Origin of the sequence: Desulfofalx alkaliphila DSM 12257 (assembly GCF_000711975.1) — a bacterium.
In the GTDB taxonomy this organism is placed as follows: domain Bacteria; phylum Bacillota; class Desulfotomaculia; order Desulfotomaculales; family Desulfohalotomaculaceae; genus Desulfofalx; species Desulfofalx alkaliphila.
Genome location: NZ_JONT01000016.1, coordinates 1 through 13,353, shown reverse-complemented (window position 1 = coordinate 13,353; position 13,353 = coordinate 1). Strand labels below are relative to the sequence as shown.

The following is a 13,353-nucleotide window of genomic DNA, read 5'->3' as shown; positions in this document are numbered from 1 at the left end:
TGTGGTCCGCCCCATAACTGTTTTTTTCCATTTCCTACTATACCTTAAACTTATCCACAAGTTCATTTAATTCCTCTGACAGATGTGACATGGTTTGGGCTGCAGCAGATACCTCTTCCATTGAAGCAGTTTGCTCCTCGGCGGTGGCGGCTACATTTTGCACCCCGGAAGACATCTGCTGGGTGGCCGCTGCCACCTGCTGCACTTGGTCTGTCAGGCCCTGCACCTGGCCAATAATTTCTTTAAAGTCCGTTCCCAGTTCTTGCACAACCCTGGTACCCTCTTCCACATCTTCAACACTTTGGTTCATTGTGGCAACTGCAACATCAGACTGTTCTTGAATGTCTTTAATCAATACAGCAATTTCCTTGGCCGCCTCGGTGGACTGCTCGGCAAGGTTTCTTACTTCCTCAGCCACCACCGCAAAACCTTTGCCCTGTTCCCCTGCCCGGGCCGCTTCTATGGCAGCATTTAGGGCCAACAGGTTGGTTTGTTCTGCTATGCCGGTTATCAATTCCACTATCTTGTTAATTTCTATTGATTTTTCATTCACACCGTTAATTGACTGCCCCACCTCTTGGGTGGAATGGGAAATCTTAGTTATTTGGTTAATAACCTGATCAATTCCCCGGGCGCCATGATCAGCATGTTTGGCTACGCTCTCTGAAACGTTAGAAACCTCTTGTATGTTAGTGCTTACTTGGTCAACGGTGGAAGATATTTCACTCATTGTAGATGCCGTTTCATTGGCACTGGCCGCAGTTTGTTGGGAAGTAGCACTTAACTGTTGTGCAGACGAAAATACCGCATCAGACTTTTCAGCAATATGTCCTACCATTTCCCTCATCTGATTGATCATCATTTTAATTGCCTCGGCAAGTTTACCAATTTCATCTTGACTTTTTACTTGTACATCTACCGTTAAGTCACCCTTTGAAGCTGCACCGGCCACCGCAGCCAATTCGCCCACAGGTTTAGTCAAACGTTGTTCAACTGTACGACCAATAAAAATTGCCAGTACCACGGCAAACACCACTATAGCTATCACTGCGCCTATAATCATTTGACTTGCTGATCTGGCAGTGGCATCGGCTGCAAGGCGAGCATCATCAGCCACCTGCACATTCATATCAATTAATTCCTGGAGTGTTCCATCAGCAACCAAATAAGATATCCGTGACATCTCAGCGGCCCTAATAATCTGCTCTTCTAGTTCTAACACCGCCGGATCATCCACTGCATAGCCCTCCGCAATCAATGCGTCTATTTCTTTGGCCAGGTCTATCACCTGCTGGCTGCGCCCCTGCCAGCGGTTCCATTCTAATTTAAACATACCCCAGTACATTTCCTCTTCTTCTGTTTTAGGCAGGGGTTCATATGTATTCCAGGCCTCATTGGCCCGATTTATTGAATCATCTATGTGTTGGTACTGGGTATTTCGCAGGTATTGTTCACCAAACCACTCATGAATCAATAAGCCCCGTTCACCCACCACCACCGAAGAAAGAGCTTCTCTTATGGTCTGCAGCGATTGAATACTGGGCATACACACCTCTTCAATCTCCACTATACTTTCTGATACATCATTAATGCCTTTGTAGCCAAAAAAACCAATGGTTGCAGCCACCATTGCAACAGCAAAAAACGACGTCATTAATACTGTCCTAATTTGTATGTTCTTAAAAATTGCTACCATCCCCCCTTATAAAATGTAAATTTGTGGTGAAAATAACACACTATTACATTATAGCTTGTTTGGGTAACTTTGTTAATATCTCTGTGAATATTTATACAAAAATTGGGGTGGACAACGGTCCACCCCAATTTTTTATACAAACTTATATTTTTTATACAAATTTATCATTTTTTATCAACCATCAGCACACCCACACCTTCACAGATGTAGAAGATGGCAAATCCCCACCATATGGTGTATATTACATAAAACACCAACATCCCTGCCAAAGGCAGCTTTTGGTCAGCCGCATTTTGGGCTTCAATACCATAGTAGTTATAGGCCGGTTCAACTGCTTTAATTTTAACATCATTGATGTATGCCGCTACACTAAACTGGCCTTCCTTCTGTAAAGACCCGTTCAGTCCTTCAAAGGAGTACCACCAGTTGTACATCACTTCTTTTTCATCATAACCATATCTGTCACTTACCACTGTGCCATTATTAAAATACATGTCGTCAGAATCAGCGATGGTAGCTTTGATTATGTTGCCTAAATCCCCGTCAATTTTAACTTCAGTACCGTCTACAGTTACTTGGGCGCCGGCCTCTTTATACAACAAAGCAATCTTTTCGGCCTGTTCGGCACTGGCGGCTTCAAATGATGAACTTAGCGTTTGCCCTACTTTAGATTCAACATCTTCCTTTAATTCAGGGATGCGATAACTGGAGCCTTTAGAGATAGAGTTAAACATATCGTCAGAAAACTCTAGGCCATTGCGTCCGTCGCCAAAGGATGGAGACAGTATAAAAGCAAATATAACAAAGAAGCTTATTGCCAGTGCAATACCAATGGTAAACTCTTTTTTATTTACTATCATTACTGGCTCACTCCTTTCCCGTTGGAGGAGGCCGCTATAGCATCTTCTCTAAGTCTTCCAATGTTGGTAATAAATTTACTGAACACCCAGAAACCAAAGAAACCTACAATGGCAAAGAAAACAACGTTACCTACACTGTTAATTGTTTGAGCGGTGGATGCAGACATCGAGATGTACTCCATCGTCACCAGCTTTGACGGCAGAGCAAACAGGCGGTTAACAAAACCTGCTATTATGGTAACGGCATAAAAACCACGAATGGTGTGGCCGGAAACTACCTTTGTGGTAAGGGCGCCCACCTGAATACCCAGCAATGAACCTATTAACATACCCATGGCTAAGGTATAAAAAATATATCCATAGATGGCATACTGGCTAATGGCACCATAACCGGCGGTAAAGATAATTTGCAGAATATCAGTACCCACAGTGGTAGCTGTTCCTACCCCCATACCGTAAACAAACATGGGGAAGGTTAAAAATCCGCCGCCTACACCCATCATGGCTGCAAAGAAACCAACAATGGAGCCGCAAAATGCCACAAACCACGCAGATATTTTTCTACCACCGGGAACCATGTGCTCATCAAAGGTAATCATCGGCGGTATCTTTTTGCTTTGTACAGCTTTGGCCAAAGCAGTTAGCTCTTCTCCCCCTTGCTGGGGTTGGTCGGAGCCTTTGTTCTTTTGGTTAGACTTAAGAAAGTCGTACATGGCATAGGTTCCTAAAAATCCTAACATTAGCACATAAATAAGGCTAATCACCATGTCACTTAGCACGGGGTTCATGTTATAAACTGCACGGTTTATTTGCCCACCCACTGTTACTCCAAGGCCGGAACCCACTAAAAACGCTATGGCTAAGCCAACGTGTACGTTACCTAGCTTTTTGTGGATAGTGGTTCCCATAATGGATTTGGCAAATATATGGAACAGGTCAGTACCTACAGCCAAAATACCTTTTACCCCTACACTCATTAACGCCGGTGCAATAATAAATCCTCCGCCTGCACCAATACAACCGGTAATCAAACCGGCAACTAATCCCACGGCAATTGATACATAAAATACTTGCGGTGAATAAAAAGAAGGCGCATAGGCTGCATTTCCACCTAAAACCCCTGGCAAGTTTGAAGCTGCATGGGCGATAGCTGGAATTAATATGGGCAGCGCCATTAATAATAGCAAGAATAACCGTTTTTTATCCCGCAGAATTGTCATTGATGTTTCATAGTCCCACCTGGCATGGGCCGTGGAGGCTTGCATGAAAGCATTGTATAGCTTTCTCAAAACCAATTCCCCCCTTCAAATTTTAATCTGACAAAAAAGGTGCTTTGAAATTATCCATTAACCCCCCTTTTCCATAGAATAAAGCTCTCGGAAAGCCGAAAGTTATATGGTCAAGGTTTTCACCTCACCACCATAGTCAAATGGAGCATCGGGCATCGTTAGTGGAATCATTACAGTTTCTAATTTTAACCTCTTCTTGTTCAAGGGATAGCTTTACTAAACTAATTCCAAGCATTCCCCCTTTATGTAATAGGTTGATGAAAATTTCACATGGGTAGACATTATAAAAGCTTGGTCATGCCCAAGCATACTACCGGTCATGCCCAAGCACTCTATACAAAGGAAAAATAACAGACTATAATGTTGTTATCAATTATTAAATAGTTACTAATTATTTAGTTATTGCTATTATACAATCACGGCAATGTAATGACAATAGTTTTGTCAGTAAAGAAATCTTTAATTATACTGTTATTTTGGCTTGAAACACCGCTGTGGTGGTTTTTTCTGCAAATATCATAGTTTATAGTAATTAGGGGTGGAAATTATTGGGCCCCATTCCATCAATATTGAAGGTATGTGTCAATTTTCACAAATTTTGATTGGTAATAATATAGCACAAGGCTTTGTGATTGTCATTACTTTTTTGAACATATTTCAATAATTATTTTTTATTATGGATAGCAATTAATTGTTGGTTATATTATGGCTTCTAATAAAAAACCTCTGCCAAACTCTCAGCAGAGGTTTTTTAATTATTTATTTTTTAGCATTTCTTGCACCTGGGCCACATCCTTATCCCCTCGACCGGAAAGGTTTACAATAATAATTTGGTCCGGATCGAGTGTTTTGGCTAACTTTATGGCATAGGCCACCGCATGGGCACTTTCAATGGCAGGGATTATCCCTTCAGTTTTGGATAACTGCATAAAGGCTGCCAATGCTTCATCATCGGTAATACAGTGGTATTCCGCCCGGCCACTTTGACTATAGTAACTGTGTTCAGGTCCTACTCCGGGGTAGTCAAGACCTGCAGCGATGGAATGCACCGGCAGGGGCTCGTTGTTTTCATCCTGCAGAGTATAGCATTTAAAACCGTGTATAACACCTACGGTGCCTTTTGTTATGCTGGCAGCATGTTCACCGGTGTCTAAACCTTTACCGGCCGGTTCAACACCAATCATTTTAACTGAACTGTCATGATAGAAGGGGTGGAATAGGCCAATGGCATTACTGCCGCCGCCAACACAGGCCACCAAGTAGTCCGGCAGCCTACCTTCTGCCTCCAAAATCTGCTCCTTGGCCTCTCGGCCAATGACGCTTTGGAACTCACGCACCATGGTTGGATAGGGGTGGGGCCCCACAGCTGAGCCTAATAAATAAAAGGTGTTATCATAATTTAAGGCATAATCTTTTAAAGCCTCATCCACTGCATCCTTTAAAGTAGCGGTGCCTGTTTTTACTGAATGCACCTTGGCCCCCAACAATTCCATGCGGAAAACGTTAAGTTCTTGCCGTTCTATATCAACTGCACCCATATAAATTACACATTCAAGTCCGAAAAGTGCGCATGCCGTGGCGGTGGCCACACCGTGTTGCCCGGCTCCGGTTTCAGCAATAATTCTTTTTTTACCCATTTTCTTCGCCAGCAAGATCTGGCCCAAGGCATTGTTAATCTTGTGGGCACCGGTGTGATTTAAATCCTCTCTTTTTAGGTATATTTTCCCTCCGCCCACTTGGTTTGTTAATTTTTTCGCAAAGTATAAGGGGTTGCTGCGTCCAACAAATTGTTTATAATAGTAGTTCAGCTCCTTTAGAAATTCTTCGTCTTGAATATACTTGTAGAAGTTTTCTTCCAACTCATCAAGCGGTGCCACTAACTGTTCCGGAACAAATCTGCCACCAAACTCTCCAAAATAGCCTCTCTTGTTAATCATAGTTAAACTCCCCTCTATTAATTAATTGTTTTGGTACTTCGTTAAAGCAGGGTTATCTGCTGAAAATATAAAAAACCCCTTATCCCAGACTATGGGACAAGAGGCTATCTCCTGCGGTGCCACCCAAATTGGCATATTTACATGCCCAACTTTAACCATGTACTATCATACATGTCCCCTTGATAACGGATAGGATTTCCGGCGATGCCTACTAACCACTTTCGGATCGCACTCATGAGCCCATTCATCATAAATATCCCCGCCGCATTCTCAGCCACTAGCGACTCTCTGTAGCTTTCAATTTATGACTACTCTTCTCAATCTTCGTTTTAGCTGTATTGACTTATTAACTCAGCCAGATTTTAGCACATAATTGACATTAAATCAACAATTCCTTTGTATTCTGAGCTAAAAATAGTTTTACTAATATTTTGAATAAACCGGTCCTTATATAAGAAAACTAAGAACAAAAATTTAAAGGGCATGGAGGTAATATATTATGGAAACAAGTAATTTTGTATCGAATGAACTCAAAACAACAGTAATTAATATGAGTAATTTTGAAGGCAAGTTTAACCTAGATAAGTCCGGTTTCAATCCCACTACTCCCGGACATTCAAGCAACCACCATATGGTTTTAAGACAACAGCCCAGAACGGTTAAAATAGAGGGGTGTGGAATAGGACTTCCCTATGAAATACGTCATGAAATGGCATTAATGCTTGATGATCATATGTGCGCTCTAACCGTTGCATTACACCAGTACAACAAACATCATTGGCTAACTGAAGGAGCAGAATCATTTCTTAGCCTGCATCATTTGTTAGAAGAACATATAGAAAAGACCATCAAACATATAGATATGATAGGTGAGCGCGTTGCCCGCCTGGGAGGTGTTCCCACCGCCCATCCTGTAACTCAGCACGAACTGTCGTATATTAAGCATGAGGTCGAAGGACGCTACACCATGAGGGATTTTATTCGCAACGACCTTGAACATGAGCTAAAGCTACAGGATATGCTACGCAAACAAATTAAGCGGGCCCATGAGCTTAACGATTGGGGCACTGTAGAGGTTCTTGAAGAAGTTTTATTAGACAGAGAAGATCTTGGCTATCATTTATTTAGTATTCTTGAAGATGACACACTGGTAAGGGGTATGGAGCATTTAATTAGCGCGGAACACAACAAGGTTGGCGACGAAATGGTTAATAATCAAAATAAGCTTCAGTAATCCCCTAAAGACTGCTGGGGTTATGGGGCGGGCGTGAAACCCGCCCTTCTTTAGCGGCATAAATTAACACTTGTCTGTTTTCCATAACATTAACATTTTATATCAATCTTATTTTGAATCATCGTTAAATCTTCCAACGCCATATTAGCTTCGCGAAGAACATGGTCTGCAAGGAGCGGGTCAATAATACTTAAAACCTTACAGGCTGCAATTAATTCACGGGCAATCTTCTTAAAATCTCTAATATCTTTGGTGGCATTAATCACCTGCTTATTAAATCTTATTAATCTAGGAATTACACCGGGTTTAACAGGAAAATGGGTAAGCAAGGGTTCCTCTACAAATTTCACTGGGAATTGCTCTTCCTCAAAAACTCCGGGAACAAGCATTGATTCAAGGTCCCTGGCTTGCAGGCGCAATGTTTCAAATCGTTCGGCAAACTTGAAGGATACGCCAACCAGTTCCCTCTCTGAAGGGTCAAGCAGGTGGGCAATAAATCTTGCGTGGTCACCCATAATTCGCAACCAGAAAATTTCTTCTTGAAGTACCTTTTCATTAAGGGGCAGTTTAATTCCTTTATTTAAGCGAATAAGAATAGCCCTAAAACGGATCGCTTCTCTTCTAATGTGATCTACTAACAGCGGGTAGTTTGCACCACCGATAGAACAGGTAATGATACGCTTTAGTACTCTGGTTTTGAAGCTAATAATTCTATCCAGAGCCTTAATCACCATGCTGTTTAATCTACGTACTGCTTTTTCATCCTTCGGAGTTTCGCGGGCAGTCTTCAGTAACATTCGAAACTGTGCTTCCAATTCTATTGCTTCATTAATCAATTGTGTTTCATTGCAGGGAAGCCCCAGCCGAACGAACAGGGCATGCTCCGCCATAATCCGCAGCCAGAATAAGTTTTGGCGCAAAGACTCATTTGCAAATTCTTTTTCATTTTTACACATAATATCCCTCCCTACTAACATAATATGGAAGGATATTTAACAGGTTGCAATTTATTTACATTATTTTCCAGGATTATTTTTTCAGATAAAAAATATACCGATCCCCATGGTGGGATCGGTTTGGTCTTATTTGTCTCTTACTTGGGATTTTTTTACTTCAAACCCTAGGGCAGTGATGGCATCTTTAATCTTTTCTATTGATATTTTTTCATTATCAAAGTCTAACTTTACTTTACTTGAGTTAAATAATACATTTACACTCTCTTTGTCCACACCTTCTAAGGACTTTACTGCCTTGTCAATTTTTTGTAAGCATGAAGGACAGGTTAAGGTTTCCAATTGAATCGTGGCTTTTTGCATTATTATCGCTCCTTTTTTAAACACTTGTTTTCTTAATACTTATTTTACTCTATTGCTATTAAAAATAAATTGATTTACATCAAATTTATCTCATAATATATCCTAATCATAGTTGACATATTATTTCACCTGTAATAAAATTATTACAGGTGTTATGCTTTTATATCTTTGAAAGGATGGATAAGCAATAGATGATAAAGATCGTTTAAAACCCACATTACCATCTGGAGATGAGCTGCTCTCAATACTGGAAGCATTGGCAAACCCACATCGATTAAGAATTCTGGCCTTGTTAAATGGAAGGCGCATCCATGTAAGTCAACTTGCCCGGGAGGCTATGATTAGTCGCCCACTGCTCTATATGCACTTAAAGCGCTTAGAAAAGGCCGGTTTGGTGACAAGCAAACTGGAATTATCAGAAGACGGCAAGGCAATGAATTATTTTGAATTACTGCCCTTTGCACTCAAGCTAACCCCTGAGACTATTACTGGGGCAGTAAAAACACTTACTCTCAAAGAGGCCGGCAATACAACTTCAAAGGAAAATAAAAAGGAGGATAAAGAATGAACGAAGAGGTTATTTTTGGCATTGGAGGCATGGGATTTGTACTATTTATTCTAACATTAATAACCATAATAGCTGTGACAGCCATTTCGCAAATATCCAAAAACATAAGGGCCAAAAACGCCGGTATAGCTGAAGCCGCCCGCGATGAAGCATATCGCAAGCTGGCTGAAGAATCTATTTCAGCACAGCAGAAAATGGTTGAAAAGCAGGAAAACATGGCCAATGATATAGCGGATATAAAGGCACGTATCAGTGCTATTGAAAAAATGCTGCGCGAGGTTGGTTAACAGGAGGTAAAAAATGATAAAGGGTAAAAGTATGAAATGGTTGCGTATTTTGCATATAATAACTGCAAGCATATGGTTTGGAGCAACGGCATCTATAGGTATACTGGCCTTGATAAGTTTTTTTACTCTAAATGAAACTGATTTTCTGGTAATTGCCCCTTTAATACCCATGTTATATCAAAAATTAATCTTGCCTGTAGCCATTTTTACACTAATTCAAGGTTTAGTCTACGGATTTTTTACAAACTGGGGATTTATTAAGAACGGTTGGGTACTTTCTAAATGGATCTTAATTTTATTGCTCATACCATGTATTGGTGTCGGAACTATTGGTCAAATATTTTCAATAATAGATAAGGTAAACACATCCGGCTTTAATGGTGGCTTTTCGGACGGAGGACTTGTTCTTTTATTCATCTCCTTACAGATATTAATTATGCTGATTATGATTGGTGTATCAGTTTTCAAGCCTAGAAAGAAGGCTCATAAGAACAGGCAAAGTTTGGGGACTGAAGCCCATTCTAACAGCCACCCCTAATTCTACCCTGCAATTAATTGCTATTATTTTACTGTTGCGTAAGAAGCTGTTTGAAATGGGAAGCGTCACCAATGCCATCATCTGGTTTGTGCCGGCATAAAGATGACGCTATTTTCCCCACTTAAACTACTTTCTTAATTTATAACCCAGGAGTCTCATACCGTTTAAAATTACAACTAAGATACTTGCCTCGTGTGCTAACATACCGATTGTCATATTCATCCACTCACTTAAGAACACACTGGCCAGTAGAACTATTACAACCCCCACTGCGATAACAATATTTTGACGCATATTATTGGCTGTTGCCTTTGTTAGGCCCAAAGCATGTGGCAGGCGACTGAAGTCTGAATTCATCAAGACAATATCTGAAGTTTCAATTGCTACATCTGTACCACTTCCCATGGCGATTCCGATGTCTGCCAGAGCCAGGGAAGGACTGTCGTTTACTCCATCTCCAACAAAGGCCACAATTTGACCTTTGGCTTGTAACTCCTCAATGTAGGCTGATTTATCTTCCGGCAGCATGTGCCCGTGCGCTTCGGTCATTCCAAGTTCATGGGCTACTAAATCAACTGTTCCCTGGTTATCTCCTGAGAGGACTATTAGGTTTTTCACACCTAATTTCTTTAACCTTTGAAGATCTTCTTTTACACCGGGTCGAATTTGATCACGGATACCCATTAGTACTTTTAATTCACCATCAACCGCTGTCAGTACAAGTGAGTTACCCTTTTGCTCAAATCGGGCAATATCATCACGAACTTTTTCATTTAAATGTACATTTTCTTCTTCCATCAATGCAACATTACCGACTGCTACCCTATGCCCGTTTACGTAAGCAACAATTCCGCCACCTTTTACAACATCTGTGCTTTCAACGGTATAGGATTTCGTATCTCCAATATGTTCTACAACTGCTTTGGCCAATGGATGGTCTGATTCACTTTCAACACTTGCAAGGTAACCCAACACTTCATCAAGGTTATTTGTATAAAATTGGGTATCGGCCACCTTAGGATTTCCTATTGTTAATGTACCTGTTTTGTCAAATACCACTGTGTCAACTTTACTAAAATCGTGAATCACTTCGCTGCCTTTCAATAGAACACCGTTTCGTGCTCCATTACCGATTCCGGCAACGTTAGAAACCGGCACACCGATAACCAATGCCCCCGGACAGCCTAGTACTAAAATGGTAATTGCAAGTTCAAGGTCCCGGGAAATAAGCCATACAATAGCAGCAAAAACTAAAACAGCCGGAGTATAGTACTTAGAAAATCTATCAATGAAGCGCTCAGCCTCTGACTTTGAATCTTGTGCTTCTTCCACTAATTCTATAATTTTACCAAAAGTAGTATCCTCACCGACGCGATCTGCAACTACTTGAATGGTGCCGTTTTCTAAAATGGTGCCGGCATATACTTGAGAACCCTTCTTTTTACTTACCGGAACGGATTCACCGGTAATACTGGCCTCATTAATATGACCTTCACCTGTTAAGACTGTACCGTCCACAGGAACTTTTGCCCCGGTTTTAACAAGTAAAACATCACCTATGTCAACCTCATCCACTTCTACCTCTTCGAATTCTCCATTTTCCATTTGCTTCAAGGCACTTTCCGGGGCGATTTCAGTTAATTCTTTTATGGCAGAACGTGTTTTATTCAATGTGCGTTGTTCCAGATAAGCACCAAATAAGAATAGGAAGGTTACGATGGCTGCCTCTTCATAGTTGTTAATTAAAAATGCCCCAACAACTGCTATGGTAACTAAAACATCGATACTGACAACCCTGACCTTTAATGCTTGATATGCTTGAATTGCAATGGGAGCAACCCCTAAGATGGAGGCAATAATCAGCGACCAAACAAACACATCTATATTTTTAAAAGCTAATTTGCCGGTAAATGCAATTATAATTAAAACACCACTGATTAATGCTATTTGACTTCTTCTTCTTAATATAAATCTCTGCACCATTTTATCACCTCCGTATTTTTGATTTATGAAAATGAATCCAGAAAGTACTTGCTAAATTACTACTTTCTGGATTCATCTTCGCGGGCAAATCATTTTGAATTATTTCTACTAAGCTTGATATGCTTTATCTAATTCGGCCAACATTTTGTAAACCCCCTCATAGGTTTCGCATACATCAGCCGGAACAGTATAGTTATTTGTAATTTCACGTAACTTAGCAAATTCTTCATTTAGCTCAGGCCTTTCTGACCCTGCCCCCTTGATCTTCTTGCTGATAGCTTCAAATAAGGCCCGCACCTCATGGAATTCTGGGTGACTGCCCCCATGAACCCGTGCAACAACAGGTACATATTGCTCCAATTTGTTAAAATGCCGTTCCTTTACATCATTAAAATGTTTTGACATATTTTCCCCTTCTTTCATATCATTTATGTTGTGTTCATTTTACCAAGTAGTCTTCTAAAATAAATTGATTTATATCAAGAAATGTTAAAATTTTTCCTAAAAAAGAAAAAACCTGCCCCATAACAGGCATGTTTTTCCTTACAAAGCTTTTGAAAAAATTGTTGTATAAATTAACTTGCCATTAATTCTTTCACTTTTCACCAAATCTATTGAATTCACCCGGATCTGAATCTTGCCAATGGATTCCTTTAGCTCGTCTGAATTAAAGGTGTTTGTCAATTTAACTTTTCTGCCAATGGTAATATGGGGTCTGTATTCCCTTTCTTCTAGATTAAATCCCCTTTCTTTTAGCAGTTTGTGAACTTCCCTTTGCATAACCATTAAATCTTTGTTTTCAGTAATTCCAAACCAGTAAATATTTCCCTCTCTGCGTTTAAAATATCCTAGGTCGGACAAAGCTAGGGTAAATGGAGCAGCATTTACAAGCTTCATTGCAGATAAAATGTCCTTCACTCTTTCCTCAGTAATCTCACCCAGGAACTCCAATGTCAAATGCATATGCTCTTCATTTACAAATCGCCCCTGTTTAGCATATCTCTTAACTCTTTCCACTATATTTTTTATATCCCTCTTAACCTGTTCATTAAAATTAACCGCTATAAACAATCTCATCCTTATTTCTCCCTCACAAGCATAGAATCCATGTCAATATCTACAATATCCGCTCTATTAACAGCAATAATACCTAAAATAGGATGAAGCACCCACTTAACGAGTTCAATATTATGAAAATGGCCAAAATATTATGCAATAAATTATTTGTTTCTTAATTCTTTATATAACACTCTTCCCACTTCCTCCATCACTAAAATATAAAACTCTTTATCTTTGACCTGGTAAACTAAAGTTGTAACACCTTGATATAGGATTTTGTTATACTAAATCAAGGGAGCGATGACAAGTGGCTAAAAAACCATACTATGAACCCGAGTTAAAACAAAAGATTATACGCCTTCATCTCGAAGAAGGGCGCACACAAAAGAGTCTGACTGAAGAATATGGCCTTGGCCAAGGTACGATATCATACTGGTTAAAGCAACACCGCAAAGAATGCCAATTCAACCCTCAACTACAAGAACAAACAGATGCTTTCGAAGAGAATAAAAGATTACGTCGGGAACTAGCTGAGAAAGAGAAGGAAATTGCCTTCTTAAAAAAAGCAGCGGCATTCTTTGCAAAG

At 40.3% G+C, this 13,353-nt stretch carries 14 protein-coding genes and 1 other annotated feature; of the genes, 5 read left to right on the top strand and 9 right to left on the bottom strand.

Annotation, left to right across the window (positions count from 1 at the left end; genetic code table 11):
- Positions 1-37: 37 nt before the first annotated feature.
- The 4 genes from BR02_RS14830 to trpB all read right to left on the bottom strand — a co-directional run bounded on the left by BR02_RS14830 (position 38) and on the right by trpB (position 5,782).
- On the bottom strand, positions 38-1,696 hold the full coding sequence (locus BR02_RS14830) for a HAMP domain-containing methyl-accepting chemotaxis protein (protein WP_051688252.1): 1,659 nt from the start codon (positions 1,694-1,696) through the stop codon (positions 38-40).
- A gap of 164 nt (positions 1,697-1,860) precedes the next feature.
- The gene (locus BR02_RS0109585; protein WP_031516563.1) at positions 1,861-2,556 is read right to left on the bottom strand and encodes a hypothetical protein; all 696 of its coding nucleotides are present in this window, start codon (positions 2,554-2,556) and stop codon (positions 1,861-1,863) included.
- Positions 2,556-3,845: a sulfite exporter TauE/SafE family protein gene (locus BR02_RS0109580; RefSeq protein ID WP_031516561.1), complete on the bottom strand. Its 1,290-nt coding sequence runs from the start codon at positions 3,843-3,845 to the stop codon at positions 2,556-2,558. Before BR02_RS0109580 ends, BR02_RS0109585 begins: the two co-directional genes overlap by 1 nt.
- A gap of 755 nt (positions 3,846-4,600) precedes the next feature.
- Complete coding sequence (gene trpB, locus BR02_RS0109575) at positions 4,601-5,782, bottom strand: tryptophan synthase subunit beta (RefSeq protein ID WP_031516559.1); 1,182 nt, start codon at positions 5,780-5,782, stop codon at positions 4,601-4,603.
- An 89-nt stretch (positions 5,783-5,871) separates the two neighbouring features.
- Positions 5,872-6,116, bottom strand: a binding site (T-box leader).
- Positions 6,117-6,332: 216 nt separating this feature from the next.
- On the opposite strand from trpB, the gene BR02_RS0109570 reads away from it, so the two are divergent.
- Positions 6,333-7,016, top strand: a complete 684-nt coding sequence (locus BR02_RS0109570) for a Dps family protein (RefSeq protein WP_238442448.1) — start codon at positions 6,333-6,335, stop codon at positions 7,014-7,016.
- Positions 7,017-7,105: 89 nt separating this feature from the next.
- On the opposite strand, the gene BR02_RS0109565 is transcribed toward BR02_RS0109570, so the two are convergent.
- The gene (locus tag BR02_RS0109565) at positions 7,106-7,972 is read right to left on the bottom strand and encodes a DUF2935 domain-containing protein (protein WP_034639151.1); all 867 of its coding nucleotides are present in this window, start codon (positions 7,970-7,972) and stop codon (positions 7,106-7,108) included.
- Positions 7,973-8,098: 126 nt separating this feature from the next.
- The gene (locus BR02_RS0109560; protein ID WP_031516553.1) at positions 8,099-8,332 is read right to left on the bottom strand and encodes a heavy-metal-associated domain-containing protein; all 234 of its coding nucleotides are present in this window, start codon (positions 8,330-8,332) and stop codon (positions 8,099-8,101) included.
- 256 nt (positions 8,333-8,588) lie between these two features.
- Here BR02_RS0109560 and BR02_RS0109555 point away from each other — a divergent pair, with 256 nt between their 5' ends.
- The 3 genes from BR02_RS0109555 to BR02_RS0109545 are packed head-to-tail and all read left to right on the top strand — an operon-like array spanning position 8,589 to position 9,725.
- Positions 8,589-8,900 (top strand): ArsR/SmtB family transcription factor, encoded by a 312-nt coding sequence (locus BR02_RS0109555; protein ID WP_274377128.1) that lies wholly within the window; start codon positions 8,589-8,591, stop codon positions 8,898-8,900.
- Positions 8,897-9,187 carry a hypothetical protein gene (locus tag BR02_RS0109550; protein WP_031516550.1) on the top strand — a complete coding sequence of 97 codons (291 nt, stop codon included), beginning with the start codon at positions 8,897-8,899 and terminating at the stop codon, positions 9,185-9,187. Before BR02_RS0109555 ends, BR02_RS0109550 begins: the two co-directional genes overlap by 4 nt.
- 13 nt (positions 9,188-9,200) lie before the next feature.
- Positions 9,201-9,725 carry a hypothetical protein gene (locus BR02_RS0109545; RefSeq protein WP_114638860.1) on the top strand — a complete coding sequence of 175 codons (525 nt, stop codon included), beginning with the start codon at positions 9,201-9,203 and terminating at the stop codon, positions 9,723-9,725.
- A 126-nt stretch (positions 9,726-9,851) separates the two neighbouring features.
- On the opposite strand, the gene BR02_RS0109540 is transcribed toward BR02_RS0109545, so the two are convergent.
- The 3 genes from BR02_RS0109540 to thpR all read right to left on the bottom strand — a co-directional run bounded on the left by BR02_RS0109540 (position 9,852) and on the right by thpR (position 12,785).
- Complete coding sequence (locus BR02_RS0109540; RefSeq protein WP_207641009.1) at positions 9,852-11,708, bottom strand: heavy metal translocating P-type ATPase; 1,857 nt, start codon at positions 11,706-11,708, stop codon at positions 9,852-9,854.
- Positions 11,709-11,816: 108 nt separating this feature from the next.
- Positions 11,817-12,113: a hypothetical protein gene (locus BR02_RS0109535; RefSeq protein ID WP_031516543.1), complete on the bottom strand. Its 297-nt coding sequence runs from the start codon at positions 12,111-12,113 to the stop codon at positions 11,817-11,819.
- 138 nt (positions 12,114-12,251) lie between these two features.
- Complete coding sequence (gene thpR, locus BR02_RS0109525) at positions 12,252-12,785, bottom strand: RNA 2',3'-cyclic phosphodiesterase (protein ID WP_031516541.1); 534 nt, start codon at positions 12,783-12,785, stop codon at positions 12,252-12,254.
- A gap of 289 nt (positions 12,786-13,074) precedes the next feature.
- Here thpR and BR02_RS0109520 point away from each other — a divergent pair.
- Positions 13,075-13,353 (top strand): transposase (locus BR02_RS0109520; RefSeq protein ID WP_031516539.1); only part of this gene is annotated, 279 nt, incomplete at its 3' end.